The sequence below is a fragment of the Nocardioides sp. Z13_37 genome, assembly GCF_058355585.1.
The window spans coordinates 75,204-96,374 of sequence record NZ_JBZGDV010000005.1; the positions used below are offsets into that span (position 1 = coordinate 75,204).

At 74.2% G+C, this 21,171-nt stretch carries 19 protein-coding genes; 16 read left to right on the forward strand and 3 right to left on the reverse strand.

The window, feature by feature from the left end; genetic code table 11:
• Positions 1-104 precede the first annotated feature (104 nt).
• From AC4H2S_RS13200 to AC4H2S_RS13250, 11 genes are all read left to right on the forward strand, one after another.
• Positions 105-1,430, forward strand: a complete 1,326-nt coding sequence (locus tag AC4H2S_RS13200; RefSeq protein ID WP_491497447.1) for an NAD(P)/FAD-dependent oxidoreductase — start codon at positions 105-107, stop codon at positions 1,428-1,430.
• 119 nt (positions 1,431-1,549) lie between these two features.
• The gene (locus AC4H2S_RS13205) at positions 1,550-2,854 is read left to right on the forward strand and encodes a citrate synthase (RefSeq protein ID WP_491497448.1); all 1,305 of its coding nucleotides are present in this window, start codon (positions 1,550-1,552) and stop codon (positions 2,852-2,854) included.
• Positions 2,855-2,951: 97 nt separating this feature from the next.
• Entirely contained in the window at positions 2,952-3,377 is a 426-nt protein-coding gene (locus tag AC4H2S_RS13210) for a nuclear transport factor 2 family protein (protein ID WP_491497449.1), read from the forward strand.
• A 143-nt stretch (positions 3,378-3,520) separates the two neighbouring features.
• On the forward strand, positions 3,521-5,833 hold the full coding sequence (locus AC4H2S_RS13215; RefSeq protein ID WP_491497450.1) for an ATP-binding protein: 2,313 nt from the start codon (positions 3,521-3,523) through the stop codon (positions 5,831-5,833).
• 125 nt (positions 5,834-5,958) lie between these two features.
• Complete coding sequence (locus tag AC4H2S_RS13220; RefSeq protein WP_491497451.1) at positions 5,959-6,672, forward strand: hypothetical protein; 714 nt, start codon at positions 5,959-5,961, stop codon at positions 6,670-6,672.
• Positions 6,672-7,202, forward strand: a complete 531-nt coding sequence (locus tag AC4H2S_RS13225) for a SigE family RNA polymerase sigma factor (protein WP_491497452.1) — start codon at positions 6,672-6,674, stop codon at positions 7,200-7,202. Before AC4H2S_RS13220 ends, AC4H2S_RS13225 begins: the two co-directional genes overlap by 1 nt.
• A gap of 20 nt (positions 7,203-7,222) precedes the next feature.
• Complete coding sequence (locus AC4H2S_RS13230; protein WP_491497453.1) at positions 7,223-7,750, forward strand: GNAT family N-acetyltransferase; 528 nt, start codon at positions 7,223-7,225, stop codon at positions 7,748-7,750.
• Between the two features lie 74 nt (positions 7,751-7,824).
• Positions 7,825-9,096 (forward strand): S1C family serine protease, encoded by a 1,272-nt coding sequence (locus tag AC4H2S_RS13235; protein WP_491497454.1) that lies wholly within the window; start codon positions 7,825-7,827, stop codon positions 9,094-9,096.
• A gap of 124 nt (positions 9,097-9,220) precedes the next feature.
• The gene (locus tag AC4H2S_RS13240; RefSeq protein ID WP_491497455.1) at positions 9,221-10,372 is read left to right on the forward strand and encodes an acyl-CoA dehydrogenase family protein; all 1,152 of its coding nucleotides are present in this window, start codon (positions 9,221-9,223) and stop codon (positions 10,370-10,372) included.
• A 9-nt stretch (positions 10,373-10,381) separates the two neighbouring features.
• Complete coding sequence (locus AC4H2S_RS13245) at positions 10,382-11,524, forward strand: acyl-CoA dehydrogenase family protein (RefSeq protein WP_491497456.1); 1,143 nt, start codon at positions 10,382-10,384, stop codon at positions 11,522-11,524.
• A 15-nt stretch (positions 11,525-11,539) separates the two neighbouring features.
• Positions 11,540-12,688, forward strand: coding sequence for an acyl-CoA dehydrogenase family protein (locus tag AC4H2S_RS13250; protein ID WP_491497457.1), 1,149 nt, complete (start codon positions 11,540-11,542; stop codon positions 12,686-12,688).
• A gap of 17 nt (positions 12,689-12,705) precedes the next feature.
• On the opposite strand, the gene AC4H2S_RS13255 is transcribed toward AC4H2S_RS13250, so the two are convergent.
• Complete coding sequence (locus tag AC4H2S_RS13255; RefSeq protein ID WP_491497458.1) at positions 12,706-13,905, reverse strand: PucR family transcriptional regulator; 1,200 nt, start codon at positions 13,903-13,905, stop codon at positions 12,706-12,708.
• Between the two features lie 149 nt (positions 13,906-14,054).
• Here AC4H2S_RS13255 and AC4H2S_RS13260 point away from each other — a divergent pair, with 149 nt between their 5' ends.
• Genes AC4H2S_RS13260 through AC4H2S_RS13280 form a run of 5 tightly spaced genes read left to right on the forward strand, consistent with a single transcriptional unit; the run spans position 14,055 to position 18,825 of the window.
• Positions 14,055-14,816: an ABC transporter ATP-binding protein gene (locus AC4H2S_RS13260; protein ID WP_491497459.1), complete on the forward strand. Its 762-nt coding sequence runs from the start codon at positions 14,055-14,057 to the stop codon at positions 14,814-14,816.
• The gene (locus AC4H2S_RS13265; RefSeq protein ID WP_491497460.1) at positions 14,816-15,520 is read left to right on the forward strand and encodes an ABC transporter ATP-binding protein; all 705 of its coding nucleotides are present in this window, start codon (positions 14,816-14,818) and stop codon (positions 15,518-15,520) included. Before AC4H2S_RS13260 ends, AC4H2S_RS13265 begins: the two co-directional genes overlap by 1 nt.
• 13 nt (positions 15,521-15,533) lie before the next feature.
• Complete coding sequence (locus AC4H2S_RS13270) at positions 15,534-16,412, forward strand: branched-chain amino acid ABC transporter permease (RefSeq protein ID WP_491497461.1); 879 nt, start codon at positions 15,534-15,536, stop codon at positions 16,410-16,412.
• Positions 16,412-17,485, forward strand: a complete 1,074-nt coding sequence (locus tag AC4H2S_RS13275; RefSeq protein ID WP_491497462.1) for a branched-chain amino acid ABC transporter permease — start codon at positions 16,412-16,414, stop codon at positions 17,483-17,485. Before AC4H2S_RS13270 ends, AC4H2S_RS13275 begins: the two co-directional genes overlap by 1 nt.
• Complete coding sequence (locus AC4H2S_RS13280; RefSeq protein ID WP_491497463.1) at positions 17,482-18,825, forward strand: ABC transporter substrate-binding protein; 1,344 nt, start codon at positions 17,482-17,484, stop codon at positions 18,823-18,825. The genes AC4H2S_RS13275 and AC4H2S_RS13280 overlap by 4 nt, the downstream gene beginning before the upstream one ends.
• A gap of 23 nt (positions 18,826-18,848) precedes the next feature.
• On the opposite strand, the gene AC4H2S_RS13285 is transcribed toward AC4H2S_RS13280, so the two are convergent.
• On the reverse strand, positions 18,849-20,135 hold the full coding sequence (locus AC4H2S_RS13285; protein WP_491497464.1) for a glycosyltransferase: 1,287 nt from the start codon (positions 20,133-20,135) through the stop codon (positions 18,849-18,851).
• Positions 20,132-21,142 (reverse strand): glycosyltransferase family protein, encoded by a 1,011-nt coding sequence (locus tag AC4H2S_RS13290; RefSeq protein ID WP_491497465.1) that lies wholly within the window; start codon positions 21,140-21,142, stop codon positions 20,132-20,134. The genes AC4H2S_RS13285 and AC4H2S_RS13290 overlap by 4 nt, the downstream gene beginning before the upstream one ends.
• Between the last annotated feature and the right edge of the window lie 29 nt (positions 21,143-21,171).

The window sequence follows — 21,171 nt, forward strand, 5'->3', positions numbered from 1 at the left end:
CTGCACCCGGTCCCGGAGGGAGCGGACGCGGCAGGAGTCGCGACCAGCAAGACTACGGCGCGCCGAGCGGGGCGGTCAAAACGCCGGGACACCACAATGGGCGCGTGCGCAACGGCGGCGTGTCCTTCTGGTGGCAGCAGGTCGGGCTGCCCTTCCCCACCGACCGGCTGGCCGGCGACGCCTCGTGCGACGTGGCCATCGTAGGCGGCGGCCTCACCGGCCTCTGGACGGCCTTCTACCTCGCCGAGGCCGACCCGACCCTCGACGTGCGCGTCGTCGAGGCCGAGTTCGCCGGCTTCGGGGCGTCGGGGCGCAACGGCGGCTGGCTCTCCAGCGAGCTCGCCGGCAGCCCCCGGGCCTACGCCGCGGTGGCCGGCGAGGACGGCGTACGCCGCCTGCGCGAGGCGCTGCGGTCGACGGTCGACGAGGTGATCGGCGTGGCCGCGCGCGAGGGCATCGAGGCCGACATCGTGCGCAGCGGCGTGCTCACCGTCGCGCGCTCGGAGGCCCAGCGCCAGCGGCTCGGCGGCGAGCTCACCGCGGCGCAGGTGGCCGAGCGGGTCCGGGTGGCCGGTGCGGTCGCCGGGCACTTCGACCCGGACTGCGCTCGGGTGCAGCCCGCCCGGCTGGTGGCGGGCGTCGCGCGCGCCGTCCGCGGCCGCGGCGTGCGGATCCACGAGGGCACGCGGGCCACGTCGGTCACCTCCGGCACGGTCGTCACCGACCACGGCACCCTGACCGCGCCGGTGGTGCTGCGCTGCCTGGAGGGCTTCACCGCCGGGCTGCCGGGCCACCGCCGCGACTGGCTGCCGATGAACTCCGCCATCGTCGTCACCGAGCCGCTCGCCCCGGCGAGGTGGGACGAGATCGGCTGGAGCGGCGCGGAGCTGCTCGGCGACGAGGCGCACGCCTACTGCTACGCCCAGCGCACCGCCGACGGCCGCATCGCGATGGGCGGGCGCGGCGTCCCCTACCGCTTCGGCTCGCGCACCGACGTCGACGGCCGCACCCAGCCGCAGACCGTCGAGTCGCTGCGCTCGACCCTCACGACGCTCTTCCCGTCGCTGGCCGGCGTGCGGCTCGACCACGCCTGGTGCGGAGTCCTGGGCGTGCCCCGCGACTGGAGCGCCAGCGTGGCGTACGACCCCGCGACCGGCCTCGGCCACGCCGGCGGCTACGTCGGCTCCGGCCTCACCGCCACCAACCTGGCGGGCCGCACCCTGCGCGATCTCGTGCTCGGCCGCGACACCGACCTGACCCGCCTGCCGTGGTCCGGGCACCGGGTGCGGCGGTGGGAGCCGGAGCCGCTGCGGTGGGCCGGCGTGCACGCGCTGTACGGCCTCTACCGCACCGCCGACCGCCGCGAGGACGCGGGGCTGGGGCGCACCAGCCGCATCGCGCGCGTGGCCCACCGGGTCGCCGGCCGGTGACGCCACGCGGGGATGGCGGGCGTCCCTCTGTCTGGACACCTGATTCGCGGTCGTTGCGGGCGCCGGTCTAGGTTGAGGGGACCCCACAGACGTACAAAGACGTATGAACAGGAGCCGACGTGACCGACGTTGCGGCCAAGGATTCCCTGACTGTCACCGACAATCGGACCGGTCAGACGTATGACATCGCGATCACCGACAACACGATCGCGGCCAAGGACCTCGGGCAGATCCGCCTCGACGAGGAGCAGCCCGGCCTCGCGACCTACGACCCCGGGTTCGTCAACACCGCCTCGTGCCGCTCGTCGGTGACCTACATCGACGGCGACAAGGGCATCCTGGAGTACCGCGGGTACCCCATCGAGCAGCTCGCGGAGAAGTCCAACTTCCTCGAGGTGGCCTACCTCCTCATCCACGGCGAGCTGCCCACCAAGGAGCAGTACGACGCCTGGGTGCACGAGATCACCTACCACACGTTCGTGCACGAGAACGTGAAGAACTTCATGCACGGCTTCCGCTACGACGCCCACCCGATGGGCATGCTGATGGCCTCGGTCGGCGCCCTGTCGACCTTCTACCCCGACGCCCGCAACATCAGCGACGCCGACAACCGGCACATGCAGATCGTGCGCATGATCGCGAAGATGCCGACCCTCGGCGCCTGGTCGTTCCGCCACGCGCAGGGCAAGCCCTACGTCTACCCCGACAACGACCTCGGCTACACGGCCAACTTCTTGTCGATGCTGTTCAAGATGAGTGAGCAGAAGTTCGAGGCCGACGAGCGCCTGGTCAAGGCCCTCGACGTGCTCTTCATCCTGCACGCCGACCACGAGCAGAACTGCTCGACCAACGCGGTGCGCTCGGTCGGCTCCTCGCAGGTCGACCCCTACTCGGCCGTCTCCGCCGGCATCGGCGCCCTCTACGGCCCGCTGCACGGTGGCGCCAACGAGGCCGTGCTGCGGATGCTCAAGCGCATCGGCAGCAAGGAGAACATCCCCGCCTTCATCGACGGCGTGAAGGACGGCAACGAGCGCCTGATGGGCTTCGGGCACCGGGTCTACAAGAACTACGACCCGCGCGCCAAGATCATCAAGAAGTCCGCCGAGGACGTCTTCGAGGTCACCGGCACCAACCCGCTGCTCGACATCGCGCTCGAGCTGGAGAAGATCGCGCTCGAGGACGAGTACTTCGTCAAGCGCAAGCTCTACCCCAACGTGGACTTCTACTCGGGCCTGATCTACGAGGCCTTCCAGTTCCCGCCGGAGATGTTCACGGTGCTGTTCGCCATCGGCCGCACCCCGGGCTGGCTGGCGCAGTGGTCGGAGCTGGTGCAGGACAAGGACCAGAAGATCGCCCGTCCGAAGCAGATCTACACCGGCGACCGCGAGCTGACCTTCACCTCCGCGGCCGAGCGCTGGGCCTGAGCCCCCGCTCCACCGTCGTACGACGAACGCCCCCGGCCCGACAGGCCGGGGGCGTTCGTGCGTCGACCCCCGGTGCCCCGACATGGTATTCATGATCATGGACATCGACCCCCGCGACGCCCTCGCCATCCAGCACGTCGCCTTCACCTACGCCTCCGCCAACGACGACCGCGACATCGAGGCCATCGACGCCTGCTTCACCTCCGACGGGTCGTTCGGCCTCCGGATCGCCGGCCAGGACCCGATCGGCCCCTTCGACCCCTCCACCACCCCGACGCGCAGCGACTTCTTCAGCGCCGACCTGGGCGCGCAGACCGACCAGCGGCGCCACGTGGTGACCAACCTGCGGTTCGTCGAGGTCGAGGCCGACCGCGTCGTGACGCTGTCCTACTTCACGCTGATGGTCACCGACGGCGGCATCACCCGCGCCCTCACGACGGGCGTCTACCGCGACGTCATGGTCCGCAACGACGGCGGCTGGCTCATCGCCGAGAAGTGGCTCGAGCTCGACGGATCGCCGTGAACCGGATCTTGCCCGAACGCTGATCCCGCGGTCGCCCCACTGGTCTGATCCGCCCGCCCGGTCGAGTGCTGCGTCCGGGGCCTCGGGCTCACTACACTCCCCAGCACTCGGGGCGCAGCGCAGACGGCGGTCACGGAGGTGACGTGGGGACACGTGGGGACGGCACGCTCGGCGCCCTGCTGCGCGCGCTGCGTGAGGACGCCGGGCTCTCGCAGGAGGAGCTCGCCGAGCGGGCCGGGCTGAGCCCGCACGCGATCAGCGCGCTCGAGCGCGGCACCCGCACCCGGCCCTACCCGCACACCCTGCGCTCGCTCGCCACCGCGCTGGAGCTGACCGAGGACCAGCGCTCCGCCCTGCTCGCGGCGGTCCCGCCGAAGGCCCCCCGCGCCGCTGCCGACGCGCCCCGGGCAGCCAGGCGGGAGCTGCCGGTGCCCGCGACGCCGCTCGTGGGGCGCGACGCCGACGTCGGCCGGGTGGCCGACCTGTTGCGCGCGAGCCGCCTGGTCACGCTCAGCGGGCCCGGCGGCGTCGGCAAGACCCGCCTGTCCCTGGCCGCGGCCGCGTCGGTGCGCGAGCGCTACGCCGACGGCGTACGACTCGTGGAGCTCGCGCCCCTCCTCGAGCCCGAGCAGGTGCTCACGGCGGTCGCCGACGCGGTCGACGCCGTGCGCGACCCCTCCCGCGCGGTGATCGACGACGTCGTCGAGGCGCTGCGCGGGCAGCACCTGCTGCTGGTGCTCGACAACGTCGAGCACCTCCTCGACGCCGCGCCCGACGTCGCGGCGCTGGTCGAGGCCGCACCCGACCTGTCGGTGCTGGCGACCAGCCGGGCGCCGCTGCGCCTGCGCGGCGAGACCGAGTACGCCGTGGAGCCGCTCGCGGTGGACGACCTCCCGGACGGCTCGCCCTCCCCCGCCGCGCGGCTGCTCCTCGACCGCGCGCAGCGGGTCAGTCCGGGGTGGGGCGCCGACCCCGCCGACGCGGCGGCGGTCGCCTCGACCTGCGAGCGGCTCGCGGGCCTGCCCCTGGCCCTCGAGCTCGCGGCCGCCCGGGCGCGCCTGCTCGACCCGGCGGCCCTGCTGGAGCGGCTGGACTCGGCGCTGCAGGCCGGGCCCCGCGACCTCCCCCCGCGCCAGCGCACGATGCGCGCCACCCTCGACTGGAGCCACGGGCTGCTCGACGCCCCCGCGCGCCGGCTGCTGCGGCTGATGGGGATCTTCGTCGGCGGCACGACGCTGCGCGACCTCGAGGCGATCGCGTCCCGCGTGGGGATCGACGAGGCCGGGGGCGTCACCAGCCTCGAGGAGCTCGTCGAGCACTCGCTCGTCCTTCGCGACGGCCCCGGCCGGCTGCGGATGCTCGAGCCGGTCGCCCAGTACGCCCGCGACCTGCTGCGGGAGGCAGGCGAGTGGGAGGCCGCGGTCCGCGCCCACGCCGCGCACTACCTGGAGGTCGCGCGCACCAACAGCTCGAGCTACCGCGACGGCGGGCAGGTGGGCGCCCTGGCCCGCATCGACGTCGAGCACGCCAACCTCGACGCCGTGGCGGAGCGCTCGCTCGCCCTCGGCGACGCCGACACCCCCGCCCGCCTGGCCTGGGAGCTCTGGCTCTACTGGTGGCTGCGCGGGCACCACGAGCACGGTCGCCGCTTCGCCGAGAGCGCGCTCGAGCACCCCCAGCCGCTCGACCCCGCCGTCCGTGCGCGGGCCGCGGTCGGCGCCGCGTCGCTGTCGTTCGCGATGGACGACATGCCCGCCGCGGCGCGCTGGTGGGACGTCTCCGTCGAGCACGCCGGCACCGAGCTCGACATCGTGTGCAACGCGGTGGCCGGCGTCGGCCTGGTCGCGCTGGTGGCCGGCGACCTCCCGACCGCGCAGGCCCGCTTCGAGGAGGCGATCGTCCACGCCGCGGCCGCCGGTCCGTCGGTGGAGTGGACCTGGGCGCTCGGCCACATCTGGCTGGGGACCGTCGCCCTGCTGCGCGGCGACTCCGACCTCGCCGTCCGGCTCATCGGCGAGGGCCTCGCCTCGGCGCGCCGGCGCGACGACCGGCTCACCTCCTACATCGCCCTCTACAACCTCTTCCAGGTCGAGCTCGCGCGCGGCGACCACGGCGCCGCCCGGAGCCATCTCGAGGAGGGCACCCGGCTGTCGCTCGAGACCGGCGACCAGGCCAACCTCGCCTACCTGCTCGACGCCGGCGCCGTCCTGGCCGCGGCGTCCGACCAGCACGCCCGGGTCCCGCTGCTCCTGGGCGCCGCCCAGGCGATCCGCGAGGCGCAGGGCTCCCACGGCTACGGCTACTACCGCCCCGACCCGGCCACCATCACGGCCGCCGCCGACGACGCGCGCGCCCATCTCGGCCCCGACCGCTACGACGACGCCCTCGACACCGGACGCGGGCTCGCCCCCGACGAGGCCGCGGCGATGCTGCGCGACCCCCTGCAGGCCGGCTGACCCAGCGACTGACCAGCACCCGCACACCGCTCGTACACCTACGGCTGTGCGTGGTCCGCGACCGACCGCGCGCCGAGGGTGGTGGCACGGCACGCACCCGTGCCCTCACCACCCGAGGAGAACAGATGAGCACCTCGCTCGACCCGTCCACCGCGTCCGGTCCGCACCGCGACGCCGACAGCGGCGCGCCCACCCGCCCGACCGGCCGGGGCTGGGTGCTCGCCGGGCTCGGCGCCGGGCTCGCCGGGCTCGCCTCCGTCGTCGCCAGCGGCGCGGTGGACGCCGTCTACGACCCCGACAACCAGGGCGACGCCGTGGCCGTCGCGGAGGCGATGACCGACCAGGTCCCCCGGGTCCTGGTCTTCCACACCGCCACCATGGTCTCGTGCGCCCTGCTGGTGTTCTTCGCCGCCGGCCTGCACCGCCACCTCGTGCGGCGCACCCACCCCGACAGCATCGTCCCCGGCGTGGCCGCGATCGGCGTCGTCCTGGTCTGCGTGGCCCAGCTGATGGGGGCGGGCCTCACGACGGAGTTCGCGTTCGCCTTCGCCGCACCCGACGACGCGTTCGTCCCGGAGGCCGTGGTGGTCTTCGGTCACTGGATCGGCACCATCCCGTGGCTGTGGGGCGGCATCGGCCTCACCGCGCTGGCCATGGCGAGCGCGACGTTCCGCCAGGGCGCGTTCCCGCGCTGGGTCGGCTGGACCAGCGTCGTGCTCGGCGGGCTGACGACGTTGTTCCTCGTCAGCCCCGTGCAGTACATGGCGGGCATGACCGGTCCCATCTGGCTCGTCGCGTTCTCCGCCGCCCTGCTGCGCTCGGTGCGCCGGTCCCGCTGATGTCCACCGTCGTGCAGGACCCACAGCCCGCGCCCGACTTCGCGTCCTACGTCGCCGCCCGCCGGCCCGCGCTGCTGCGCTGGGCGTACGCCGTCGCCGGCGACCCGCACAGCGCCGAGGACCTCCTCCAGGACTCGCTCGTGCGGGTGCTGCCGCGCTGGGACGGGCTGCGGCAGGGAGCGGCGGCCGACGCCTACCTCCGGCGCACGATGGTCCACCAGTACGTCAGCTGGCAGCGCCAGCCGTGGCGGCGCGACGAGGTCGTCTCGTCCGCGGTGCCGGACGCGGCCGACCCCGGCGACGTGCCCACGACCGCGGCCCGCGCCGACGTGGCCGGCCGGCTGTGGGACCTCGTCCTGGAGCTGCCCGCCCAGCAGCGCGCCGCCGTCGCGCTGCGCTACTATGAGCAGTTGAGCGTCGCCGAGACAGCGGCGGTGCTCGGCTGCTCGAGTGGCACCGTCAAGTCCAACACCAGCCGCGGCCTCGCCGCGCTCCGCCGGCTCGCGAGCGACCGCGCGCCGGCCCGATGACCCTCCGAGGAAGGACCACCATGTCGTCACCCACCGACCACACCCCGGGCGCCACCTGGCTGCCCGCCGACTTCCGCCACCCGACCCGGGTCGAGGTCGCGTTCGGGCACCACCTGCGACCGATCCGGGCCGAGGACACCGACCTCGACATGGTCGCCGTGATGGGCTCGCGCGAGCGGCTGTGGAGCATCTACGGCGCGGCCTGGGGGTGGCCACCGGCGGACATGACGCACGAGGCCGACCGGGCCGACCTCGCCCGCCACGCCGCGGAGATGGAGGTCAGGCAGTCCTACAACTACGCGCTGTTCGACACCGACGAGACCGCGCTGCTCGGCTGCGTCTACATCGACCCGCCCGAGAAGGCGGGGGCCGACGCGGAGATCTCGTGGTGGGTCGTCGACGAGTGCGTGGGCACCGAGCTGGAGGCCGCGCTCGACGAGCTGGTGCCGCGCTGGATCGCCGCCGACTGGCCGCTGGAGCGGCCCCGGTACGTCGGCCGCGACCTGACCTGGGAGCAGTGGCTCGCCCTCCCGGACGTGCCCTCGTGAGGTGCCCGTGAGGTCATCGCGGCTTTACAGCGGGCTCTCAGCCGATCCACAGGGTCCCGGCGCACAGTGGAGCCATGACCGAGCGACCCACTTCCCAGTACGGCGGCCCGCAGAACCCGCGCCCCGCCGGTGACAACCCGTTCCAGCAGGCCACGGCGGGATCAGGCAGCACCGACAGCGTGCGCCCCGCCACCGGCGCGACCTCGACGCCGCCGGGACAGTACCCCGTGACCGCACCCCCGCCCGAGCGGCGCCCGCGTGGTCGCGCCGGGCTCGCCGCCGCTGTCGTCGCCACCTCCCTGCTGGTCGGCGGAGGGGCCGGCATCGGTGGTGCCGCGTGGTGGAGCTCCACCCAGGACGAGCCCGCCAGCGCCTCGCAGTCCGCGCCCGCGTCCCCCGCCTCTGAGTCCGACACCCCCGCCGCCGAGGGCTCGGTGGAGTCGGTGGCGCAGAAGGTGCTGCCCAGCGTCGTGAAGATCGACGTCGCCACCGCCCAGGGCGGCGGCTCGGGCTCGGGCATCGTCCTCACCGCCGACGGCACCATCCTGACCAACAACCACGTCGTCGAGGGCGCCGAGGAGGGCAGCCTCCGGGTGTCGTTCGACGACGGCACCACCGCGGACGCGACGGTCCTCGGCACCGACCCGCTGACCGACACCGCGGTGATCAAGGCCGAGGGTGTCTCCGGCCTGACGCCCGCGACGATCGGCAAGTCCGCCAACCTCGGCGTCGGTGAGGGCGTCGTCGCCGTCGGCTCGCCCTTCGGCCTCGACGCGACCGTGACCAGCGGCATCGTCAGCGCCCTCGACCGCCCCGTCAACGTCGGCTCCGACGACCAGGGCAACTCCACCACCTACCCCGCGATCCAGACGGACGCCGCCATCAACCCCGGCAACTCCGGAGGCCCCCTGGTCGACATGACCGGAGCCGTGGTGGGCATCAACTCCTCCATCCGCTCCGCCGCCTCCCCGTCGCCCTACGGGCAGAGCCAGGCGGGCTCGATCGGTCTCGGCTTCGCGATCCCCATCGACGAGGTCATGCCGATCGTCGACCAGATGGCCGCCGGCGAGACCCCGACCCACGCCCGGCTCGGCATCCGCGTCACCGACGCCGAGGACGGTGCGCAGGTCGCCGGGGTGTCCGAGGGCTCGACCGCCGCCGACGCGGGCATCCGTGCCGGTGACGTGATCACCTCGATCGACGACCACCGGATCACCGGCGCCGACTCGCTGGTCGCCACCATCCGGTCGTACCGGCCCGGCGACGAGGTGGAGATCACCTGGACCCGCGGCGGCCAGGACCGGGAGGCCACCGTCACCCTGGACTCCGACGCCACCCAGGGCTGACCCCCTTCCCCTCCCCGCACTCCCGTCCCCACCCAGTGGGGGCGGGAGTGTGTGCGCACCGACCATCGACCCCGTGACCACCGGGCGGACATGATGGGGCCACCCGTCACCCCCGAGGAGTCACATGCAGCTCGAGCTCAGCCCCGCCGACGCGGAGTTCCGGACCAGGATGCGGGAGGTGTTCACCACCAAGGTGCCGCAGGAGGTCCGCGACGCGGTCCTGGAGGGTCGCCAGCTGACCCGCGAGCACTTCGTGGAGACCCAGCGCATCCTCAACGCCGAAGGGCTCGCCGTGCCGCACTGGCCGGTCGAGTGGGGCGGGCAGGACTGGACCGAGCTCCAGCGCCACCTGTGGCACGAGGAGCTCCAGCGCGCCGGGGTGCCGCCGCCGCTCGCCTTCAACACCTCGATGATCGGCCCGGTCATCGCGCACTTCGGCACGCAGGAGCAGAAGGAGCGCTTCCTGCCCGCGACCGCCAACCTCGACATCTGGTGGTCGCAGGGCTTCTCCGAGCCCGACGCCGGCTCCGACCTCGCCAGCCTGCGCACCACGGCGGTGCGCGACGGCGACGACTGGGTCGTCAACGGCCAGAAGACCTGGACCACCCTGGGCCAGTACGGCGACTGGATCTTCACCCTCGTGCGCACCGACCCCGAGGTGAAGAAGCAGGCGGGCATCTCGATGCTCCTCATCGACATGACCACCCCGGGCGTGGAGGTGCGCCCGATCGAGCTGATCGACGGCAGCCACGAGGTCAACGAGGTGTGGTTCACCGACGTGCGCGTGCCCGGCGACCTGCTGGTCGGCGAGCTCAACGGCGGCTGGACCATCGCCAAGTTCCTGCTCGGCAACGAGCGCGTCGGCGTCGCCCCTGTCGGCACCGTCAAGCGGGTGCTCGCCGGGCTGAAGACCACGGCCGCGGACCGGATGGACGACCCCCTCGTCCGCGCCCGGGTCGCCGAGCTCGAGACCGAGCTGCTCGCCCTCGAGCTCACCGCCCTGCGCGTGGTGGCCCACTCCTCCGACGGCGCCCCGCACCCGGCCTCGTCGGTCCTCAAGCTCAAGGGCACCGAGCTGCAGCAGGCCGTGAGCGAGCTCGCGCTCGACCTCGCCGGCCCGGCGTCGCTCGCCGCCCGCGCGGACGACGACTCGCCGCAGGAGGGCTGGGCCCGGCGCACCGCGCCGGCCTACCTCAACCTCCGCAAGGCCTCGATCTACGGCGGCTCCAACGAGATCCAGCGCCAGATCATCAGCCGCACCATCCTGGGACTCTGAGGAGACGACGTGGACTTCACCTACGACGACGAGCAGCAGGCGCTGCGCGAGGCCGTCCGCGGCCTCCTGGCGACGGCGTACGCCGACCACGACCGGCGGCGCCGCACGGTGGCCGAGGAGCCCGGCTTCGACCGCGGCCTGTGGGGACGGCTGGCCGAGATGGGCATCCTCGGGCTGCCCTTCAGCGAGGACGACGGCGGCGTCGGCGCCGGACCCGTCGAGATCGGCATCGTGTGCCAGGAGCTGGGCCGGGGCCTCGCGCCCGAGCCCTACCTCTCCGCCGTGGTGCACGCAGGTGGCCTGGTCGCCGCGCTCGGCACCGCGGAGCAGAAGGCCGACCTGCTCGGGCGGCTCAGCGCCGGCGAGCTCCTGCTGGCCGCCGCCGACACGTCCCCGGGCGGGCGCTGGACCTCACGCTCCGACGGCGTGCGCGCCTCGGTCACCGACGACGGCTGGACGCTCGACGGCGTGGCCGACCCGGTGATGGGCGGCGAGTCGGCCGACCTCCTCGTCGTCACGGCCGCGCTGCCGGACGGCGGGGGCACCGGGGTCTTCCTCGTGGAGCCGTCCGCGGCGTCGGTCACCGGCTACGCCGCCGCCGACCTGACCAGGGCGGCCACCGTCCGGCTCGACGCCAGCGCCGCGACACCGCTCGGCGAGCCCGGCCGCGACGTCGCCGCGAGCGTCGCGACCCTCAGCGACCTCACCCGGATCATGGGCGCCAACCAGGCGCTCGGCGTGATGCAGAGCCAGGTGCGCGCGACCACCGACTACCTCAAGAGCCGCAAGCAGTTCGGCGTCACGCTCAACACCTTCCAGGCGCTGAACTTCCGCGCCGCCGACATGTACGTCTCGCTCGAGCTCGCGCACAGCACGGTCGACTGGGCCACGATGACCATCGCGGGCGGCGACCGCGAGGCGGTGGCCGACGCCGCCGACCGCGTCGGCCTCCAGGTCTCGCGCGCGGCGCGCCACATCGGGCAGGAGGCGATCCAGCTCCACGGCGGCATCGCCATGACCGCGGAGTACTCCGTCGGTGTGGGCACCGCGCACCTGGCGGTGCTCGAGCAGTGGCTCGGCAACGCCGGGCACCACCTCTCGCGGCTCTCCGAGCGGGTCACCGACCACGACCGCGTCGAGGCGCTGTCGTGAGGCGGGCCGGCTGACATGGACCTCTCCCTCACCGAGGAGCAGCAGGCCTTCCGCGCCCTCGCGCGCGACTTCCTCGAGCGCGAGGCGGTGCCGCACCGGATGCAGTGGGACCGCGACGAGTCCGTCGACCTCGCGATCGTGCCGCGGATGGCCGAGCTCGGCTTCTTCGGCCTCACCATCCCCGAGGAGTACGGCGGGGTCGGCGGCGACTACGTCACCTACTCGCTCGCCATGGAGGAGCTCGGCCGCGCCGACTCGGCCCTGCGCGGCATCGTGTCGGTGAGCAGCGGCCTGGTCGGCAAGTCGATCCTCTTCCACGGCACCGAGGACCAGAAGCAGGAGTGGCTGCCCCGGCTCGCCTCCGCCACCGCGCTGGGGTGCTTCGGGCTGACCGAGCCGGGCACCGGCTCCGACGCGGGCAACCTCACCTCGCGGGCCGCGCGCGACGGCTCCGACTGGGTGCTCGACGGCCAGAAGCTCTTCATCACCAACGGCACCTGGGCCGACGTCGCGCTCGTCTTCGCCCGCACCAGCGACGACGGCCCGCGCGGCGTGACGGCGTTCCTCGTCCCGACCGACTCCCCCGGCTTCACCGCCCGCGAGGTGACGGGCAAGCTCGGGCTGCGCGGGCAGGCGACCGCCGAGCTGTTCCTCGACGGCGTACGCGTGCCCGACTCCGCCCGTCTCGGCGAGGTGGGCCAGGGCTTCAAGATCGCCATGGGCACCCTCGACAAGGGACGGCTCGCCGTCGCGTCGGGGTGCGTCGGCATCGTGCAGGGCTGCTTGGAGGCCTCGGTGGCCTACGCGACGCAGCGCACCCAGTTCGGCAAGCCGATCGCGTCGTTCCAGCTCGTGCAGGACCTGATCTCCGGCATCTCCGTCGATGCCGACGCCGCACGACTGCTGGCCTGGCGGTGCGCCGACCTCATCGACCGCGGCGAGCCCTACGGCGTCGCGGCCTCCAAGGCCAAGCTCTTCGCCTCCGAGGCCGCGGTCCGCGCCGCCAACGACGCGATCCAGGTGCACGGCGGCGCGGGCTACGTCGACGACTTCCCGGTCGCGAAGTACCTGCGCGACGCACGGGTGATGACCCTCTACGAGGGCACCTCACAGATCCAGAAGCTCCTGATCGGGCGGGCGGAGACGGGCATCAGCGCGTTCTAGCGCCTCGCCCCGAGCACTCAGGACCGCGCGGTCAGCGCCAGCCAGAGCAGCATCTTGTCGCGCGGGTCGGTGAGGTCGCGCCCGGTCAGCCGCTCGATCTGCTTGATCCGGTACATGACGGTGTTGCGGTGGCAGTAGAGCTCCTCGGCGGCGTGCGTGGGTGAGCCGTCGTGGGCGAGGAGCGAGCGCAGCGTCTTGAGCAGCGTGTCGACCTGCGGGTGGTCGAGCAGGGCACCGAACGCCTCGACGATCAGCAGCGGCGTCACGCACGAGTCGCCCGCCAGGAGCACCTCCGGCAGCCGGTCGCTGACGCCGACGACCCCGCCACCGGCCGGCACGGTGCGCGCCGAGCGCATGGCCAGCTGGAACGCGGTGCCGAAGCCGTGCACGCCGTTGCTCGACGCGACGGCGATCCGCCCCTCGCCGGCGGGCTCGATGAGTCGGACCAGACCCGGCTCGTCCGGCAGCCGGCCCGACAGCAGCCCGTAGGCCGCGCCCGAGCGCACGTGCCAGTGCGCGGTGATGCCGTGGCGCTGCAGCTGGTCGTCGAGCCGGCCGACGGGGTCGCCGTCGCCCTGGTCGGCGATGACCACCACGCAGGCCACCGCGTCGTCGGCGTCGAGGTCGAGCGCCGCGCGGGCGGCCTCGGCGAAGGTGGGGTCGCCGCCGCGACCGTCCGCGAGCCCGTCCATCACCGTCTGCTGCCGCTGCTGGTCGCGGCGGTGCACGCGGTCGCGCTCGCGGTGGTAGGCCTCGATCAGGACGGCGCTCTGCACGTCGAGGTTGGACCAGACCGCGCGCGCCGCGACGAGGAGGTCGGTGTCGGGCACGTCGGCCGCGCCCGAGCGCCCGGCGGCCTCGGTGAGCGCCTCCCACAGCACCCGCGCCCCCATCGTGTACGCGTTGAGGACCAGCTCGAGCGGGACGCCCTGGCGGGCCCGGCGCCGTCCCGTCTCGCGCCACAGCTCGACGGCCGACCCCTTGGCCGCGTCGATCCCCGACAGCACCTCGAGACCGCGACGGATGTGCTCGCGGCAGGAGTGGCGGATGTCGTCGGGCAGGTGCGCGTTCATCTCGGCGTAGGTGTCGATGTCACGGGCCAGCAGCCGCGCCGAGATCACGTCGGCCACCTCGTCGGAGCGGTGCAGGATCGAGCGCCACGCGCGCTCGACCCGCTCGGCGGCCGCCGCCGGCCCATCGGTCACCCGAGTGTCCACGGCCCCACCGTGGCACCCGGCGCACACAGATCGCCAGCATCGGGGCCGAATTCGCCCCCGGTTCTGTGCTGCCCGCCCAATGTGCTCGCAGCCCGATCTGGTGACAGTGGTCTACGTCATGTCCCGGACCGGGAGGGGTCGAGTCGCACGTGGACGAGCTCCAGCTGAACGACGTCACCGTCACCTTCGGCGGGCTCACCGCGCTCCGCGACGTCAGCCTCGCGGTCGGCGCGCGCCAGGTGCACGGCGTGATCGGCCCCAACGGGGCGGGCAAGACGACGCTGTTCAACGTGGCGTGCGGCTTCGTGCAGCCCGACAGCGGCGAGGTGGTGCGGCGCGGCGAGCGGATCGACCGGCTGCGCCCCCGCGACCTCCCCGGGCTCGGCATGGCCCGCACCCTGCAGGGGCTCGGGCTCTTCGACCGGATGACGGTGCTGGACAACGTCATGGTCGGCGCCGACCACCACGCCCGCTCCGGCTTCCTCGGCTCGCTGCTCGCGCTGCCCGGGGCGGGCCGCGACGAGCGGGCGTTGCGCGATCGCTCCCGTGCGGCGCTCGACGACCTCGGCGTCGCGGCGTACGCCGACCGCTACCCGCCGAGCCTGCCCTACCCCGTGCGCAAGCGCGTCGCCCTCGCCCGCGCGCTCGTCGCCACCCCCGAGGTGCTGCTCCTCGACGAGCCGGCGAGCGGGCTGTCCGCGGCCGAGATGGACGAGCTCGGCGAGCTGGTGACCTCGCTCGCGGAGACGACCTCCGTGCTGCTCGTCGAGCACCACATGGACCTGGTGATGCAGGTCTGCACGCGCATCACGGTGCTGGACTTCGGCCGCGTCATCGCCCAGGGGACGCCCGAGCAGGTGCGCGAGGACCCGGCCGTCCTCGCGGCCTACCTCGGGGAGGAGGTCGGCTGATGCTCGCCATCACCTCGCTCTGCGCGGGCTACGGCCCGATCACGGCGCTCGACGACGTCACGTTCACGGCCCACGAGGGCGAGGTGACCGCGGTGCTCGGCGCCAACGGCGCCGGCAAGACCACGCTCCTGCGCACCGTGTCCGGGCTGCACCGCGCCCGCTCCGGCACGGTCGAGCTCGCCGGGCGCCCCCTCGACCGGCTGCCGGCCGAGCGGATGCCCGGGCTCGGCATGGCCCACGTGCCCGAGGGCCGCGGCGTCATCACCGAGCTGACCGTCGAGGAGAACCTGCGCCTCGGCGGGCTCGGCCGCGGGGGCAAGGTCCGCCGCGGCGACCTCGACCGCGTCTACGACCTCTTCCCCGTCCTCGGCGACCGACGCGCCGCGCTGTCCACGACGCTGTCCGGGGGCGAGCGGCAGATGCTCGTCGTCGGGCGGGCGCTGATGGCGCGGCCCACGATGCTGCTGCTCGACGAGCCGTCGCTGGGGCTGGCGCCCCGCATCGTGGCCCAGCTCTTCGGCCTGGTCCGCGACCTGGTCCGCTCCGAGGGCCTCAGCGTCCTGCTCGTGGAGCAGAACGCGCGCAGCGCCCTGTCGGTGGCCGACCGGGGGGTCGTGCTCAGCCTCGGCCGCGTGGTCGCCGACGCTCCCGCCGACCAGCTCGCCGGCGACGAGAAGCTCCGCCACGCCTACCTCGGATTCTGAGTCGGGAGACCCTGTGCTGCAGCTCGTCAACACCGCCCTGACCGGCCTGACGCTGGGCATGGTCTACGCGGCCTTCGCCCTGGCGCTGGTGCTGATCTGGCGCTCGACCCGCGTCGTCAACTTCGCCCAGGCGCCGATGGCGATGGTGACCACCTTCGTGGCCCTCGTGGTCATCGACGCGGGCTACAGCTACTGGCTGGGGTTCGCGGCCGCCCTGGTGTCGGGCCTGGTCCTGGGCGCGGTCCTCGAGCGGGTGGTGATCCGCCCGGCGGAGGGCGGGCCGGAGATCAACGCAGTCATCCTGACGCTCGGGCTGTTCATCGTGCTGCACGCCGTGGCGGGCGTCGTCTTCGGCAACCGCTACCGGTCGTTCCCGGCGCCGTTCGGGCTGCGCGGCTTCGAGGTGGGCGGGACGACCATCGCGCTCAACGGCTTCGGCGTCTTCACGATCGTCTCGGTCGCGGTCGTCCTGGTCGCGCTGGTCGCGCTCTTCCGGTTCACCGACGTGGGCCTGCGGATGCGTGCCGCCGCCCTCGACCAGGAGGTGGCGCGGCTGCTCGGGGTCCGGGTCGGGCACATGCTCACCCTCGGCTGGGCGCTCGCGGCGGTGGTCGGCTCGCTCGCCGGCCTCCTCATCGCCGGCGGCAGCCTGGTCCACCCCTCCTACATGGACTCGGTCGTGGTGTTCGGCTTCGTCGCGGCCGTCCTCGGCGGGCTGGACAGCCCGCTCGGGTCGGTGATCGGCGGGCTGGTGCTGGGCGTGTCGCTCAGCTTCGTCAGCGGCTACGTCGGCTCGCAGCTCGTCCCGCTGGCGGCCCTGGCGATCCTCATGCTGGTGCTCACGCTGCGACCCGGCGGCCTGTTCGCCCAGGCGCCGGAGCGTCGGGTCTGATGCGCGCCCGGGCGGCGGCGATCTGGCGGTCCACCCTCGGCCGGCACCTCGTGCTCACCCTGGCCGCGCTCGTGGTGCTGGTGGTGGTCCTCGAGAGCGTCTCGGACTACCGCAACACCCAGCTCGCGGCCATGGCCTACCTCGGCATCGCGGCCGGCGGGCTGACGGTGCTCACCGGCACCAACGGACAGCTCTCGCTCGGGCACGGCGCGCTGATGGCGGTCGGCGCCTACACGGCCGCGCTGCTGCTTCCCGAGCGCGACTCGGGGGTGCCGCTGAGCGTCGTCGTCGTGGCCGCCGTCCTCACCACACTCGGAGTCGGCACCGTGGTCGGGCTGGCAGCCGCGCGCCTGCACGGGCCCTACCTCGCCGGGGCCACCCTCGCGCTCGCGGTCGCCGTCCCGGGCATCGCGCTCTACTTCAAGCAGACCCTCGGTGGCGAGCAGGGGCTGCGCGTGGTGATGCCCGAGATCCCGGTGTGGGTGCTCGACCTCGCGTTCTTCGTCACCGGCCAGGAGCTCACCCGCTCCCGCTTCACGGCGTACGTCGGGTGGCTGACGCTGATCGTGGTCTACCTGCTGCTGGCCAACCTCGGCGCCGGGCGCACCGGGCGCCGGTGGCGGGCCGTGCGCGACGCGGAGGTCGCCGCCGCGCTCGCCGGCATCGACCTCGGACGCGCGCGGGTCTCGGCGTTCATGGTCAGCGCGGCCGCGGCGGGGGCGGCCGGCGCCATCGTGGCCTTCACCGTCAAGCTCGCCGCTCCGAGCGCGTTCACCCTGACCCTGAGCCTCACCCTGCTCGCGGCGATCGTGCTGGGCGGCCTCGGCAGCCTGACCGGGGCCCTGCTCGGGGCGGGACTCCTGACCTTCCTGCCCGGCGTGGTCACCGACCTCGGTCGCGGGGCCGGGCTCAGCGACATCCGCGCGGCCGAGCTGGCCCCGCTGGTCTACGGACTGGTCACGGTGGCGGTCATCCTCCTCGCCCCCGCCGGGATCGTCGGCTCCCTCCGCGGCGCCCTCGCGCGACGACGCAGCACCCAACGCACCACCTCATCGAAGGGAACAGCAGCATGAGCAGACACTTCCGGGTCGCAGGACCCCTGGCCGTCGCGCTGGCGACCTCGCTCGTCCTCGGGGCGTGTGGCGCCGGCGGGCGCGACGACTCCGACGGCGGGGACGGGGACGGAGGCGGGGCCGCCGCCGACCCCGGCGTCACCGACGACTCGGTCACGATCGGCGCGACCTTCCCCCTGACCGGTGTGGCGGCGCCGGGCTACGCGGAGATCCCCACCGGCGCGAAGGCCTACTTCGACTACGTCAACGAGGCCGGCGGCGTGCACGGCCGGACGATCGACTACATCGTCAAGGACGACGCCTACAACCCCACCAACACCAGCACCGTGACCAACGAGCTGGTCCTGCAGGACGAGGTCTTCGCGACGGTCGGCTCGCTGGGCACCCCGACGCAGGCCTCGGTCGCCGACTACCTCAACGACGAGGGGGTGCCGCAGCTGATGGTCTCCTCCGGCTCGCTCCAGTGGGGCGACGACGTCGAGGAGCGGCCGCTGACCTTCGGCTGGCAGCCCGACTACGAGTCCGAGGGCAAGATCATCGGCCAGTGGGTCGCCGAGAACATGCCCGACGCCAAGGTGGGCCTGTTCCTGCAGGACGACGACCTCGGCGAGGACGCCGAGAAGGGCGTGCGCCAGTTCATCGACGACCAGATCGTCGCGGTCGAGCGCTACACCTCCGGCAACACCGACGTCGCCCCGCAGATCACCGGCCTGCAGGCCGAGGGCGTGGACCTGGTGCTCGCCTTCAACACGCCCTCCTACACGGCGCTGAGCCAGCTGGTGGCGCTCAAGACCGGCTTCACCCCGCAGTGGTTCTACGCCAACATCGGCTCCGACCCGGCCCTGGTCGGCTCGCTGCTCGAGCGCTTCTCCGAGGGCGCCGTCACCGGTGACTCCGGCGCCCTGGACGGGGTGATGACGAGCGAGTACATCCCCGGCGTCGACAGCGCCGACGACCCCTGGGTGCAGCTGTGGCAGGAGGTGTGGGACGAGCACGGCGGCAAGGGCGAGCTGACCAACTACCGCATCTACGGCATGTCCCAGGCCTACGCCTTCGTCCAGGCCCTCGAGGCGGCCGGCGAGGACCTGACCCGCGACGGCCTGGTGGCGGCGATCGAGGACGGCGGCGCCGAGTGGGAGGGCCCGCAGCTCGCGCCGTTCCGCTACAGCGCCGACAGCCACATGGGCATCGCCGGCATGCGGCTGGTCGAGCTGAAGGGCGGCGTGGGCGAGCCGCTCACCGACGTGCTGGTGACCGACATAGGCGACGCGGAGATCACCACCGACGACTCGGGCCAGGCCGACGACAGCCCGCCGGAGGGCGGCGTGCCGACCAGCTGAGGCGGGCGTCGGTGCGTCGGACCCTAGGCCGGGTCCGGCGCGCCGGCCCACCCGCCCAGCCACGCCTCCAGCGTCGCGTCGCCGGCCCACGGGTGCAGCGACGTGGTGAGCGGGGCTCCCGGTGGGGCGAGGTCCGGCCGCCCCCACCGGCCGGCCCGGCGCAGCAGCCGGAGGTCGTGCACCTCGGCGCACCCGTCCGCGAGCACGCGCGAGCCGGTGCTGCCGTCGAGGCCGTCGAGCAGGGCCGCCCACGCCGCGGCGTCGCCGTGGAGACCGCGGCGCACCTCGAGGTGGAGCCGTGCCGACGGGGGCAGGTCGTCCTCGGCAGCCACGACCCTCGGGTCGTCGCCCACGAGGGCCCGGTGCGCGGCGCCGAGGCGTACGACGGCGCGCGGGAGCGCCGCCAGCAGCGAGTCGACGCTCACCAACAGCTCCGTGGCGCCGAGGCCGGGGTCGCAGGTCACGACGAGGTCCGCCGGACCGCGCAGCAGGCCGCGCCACGTCGTGCCGGGCACCGACGTCCGGTCGGCCACGGCCGCCGTCTCGGCGAGGTGGGCATCGGGGTCGCGGGGCCGTGCGCCGGCGTCCGGGCCGTCGTGCCACGCCACGGCGTCGGGCCGGTGGGCCAGCAGCCCGCCTGCGGTCCACGAGCGGTGGGCGAAGTCCCAGTCCTCGCCGCCGTAGGCGCGGAACGTCTCGTCGAAGCCGCCCAGCTCGTCCCACCACCACCGGGTGCACGCCAGGACGGCGCTGATCACGAAGCGGTGGCTGCTCGCGTCGGCGCCGAGCAGGTCGCGGGTGGAGGCGTACGCCCTGCGCAGCCAGGCCGGCTCCGCCAGCTCGCGGGCAGGGCCGGCCACCTCGACGGGCTCGTCGGGCGCGACGCCGGACAGGTCGGCGTGCCGCCGCCGCCCGACCACCAGCGCCTCCGGGAGCGCCTCGGGGAGGGCGGCCATCCGTTCGACGAACCCCGGCTCGGGCGTGGTGTCGGCGTCGAGCAGCACCAGCACGTCGCCGGTCATGGCTGCCACCCCGAGGTTGCGCGCGGCGGCAGCCCGGAAGCCGTCGTCGTACTGGCGGACCAGACGCACGCCCGGCGGGACGACCGGGGCCTGCCGCGACCCGTCGTCGGCGACCACCACCTCGTCGGGCGGCCGGGTCTGCCGGGCCAGGGCGGCGAGGGTGCGCGCGAGCGCCTGCTCCTGCTCGAAGTGGGTGACCACGACCGACACCGTCCGTCGCGGCGCCCCGGAGGGCGCGAGGTCCCAGCGGTTGCCCGGCACGCTGGTGCCGAAGGGCGGCGCGGTCATCGCACCGAGGCCCACCACGCGCGGTAGGCCGCGACGGTGTCCGCGAGGTGCGGGCCGAGGTCGAGGGCGGGTGCGGTCCACGTCGACGTCGGGTGGCGGAGGGCGGCGTCGAGGCACGGCACGAGGGTGGAGTCGTCGAACAGGGTGATCGTGCCGGGGCGGAGTGCGGCCATCTCCCGGGCGTAGGCCCCGTCGCGGACCAGGGGCCGCCGGCCCGCGGCGATCCAGGAGTTGAGGCTGGCCGAGGCCGACACGTTGCGATGGGCCGTGACGCCGACCGCCACCGCCCGCAGTGCCTCCACCAGCTCGTCGTCGGGGACCCGGCCGGCGACCTCGACGGGGACGCCGCGGGCCCGGCTCGTGCGCACCAGCGAGTCGAGCTCGTCGGCGTGGCCCGGCGCGGCGTCGCCCAGCACCCGCACCGAGGCCGGCGTGCCGGCGCGGCGCAGCGCCGCCACGGCCCGCACCACCTGGCGGTGGCCCTTGCCGGGGTAGACGAAGCCGAAGACGCCGACCACCGGCTCCGCCACGACCGCCGGGCCCTCCCCCGCCCCCCGAGGGGCGGCGCGGACCGGCAGCGGGATGACCGTGCCGCGGGCGCCGGCGGCGCTCCAGCGGTCGACGAGCGCGTGCTCGTGCCAGGAGTTGGTCGCCCACGCGCGGCTGGCCCGCACGATCCGCCCGTAGGCCGCCGCGCGGGCCGCGAAGACCGGCCCGTCGGTGGGCTGCGGGACGTCGTGGAGCGTCACCGTCAGGCGCACCTGCCGCGCGAGCTGCTGCACCACGGCCGCCGCGCGGGCCGGCTCGCGACCGAAGAGCCGGTCGGTCAGGTGCAGGTGAACCGGCGAGCCGGGCGCGAGGTCACGGACGTCGCGCACCACCCGGGCCCGCGCGGCGGCGGCCACCTCGCCGGCGTACGCCGTGACGCCGTGCGTGTCGGGGCCGAGCAGCAGGTGGTCGGGCACCGCGACGTCCGTGACGCGGACGCGGGCGGTGGGACTCAGCACGCGCCTCATCCTGCGCGACCCGGGACAGA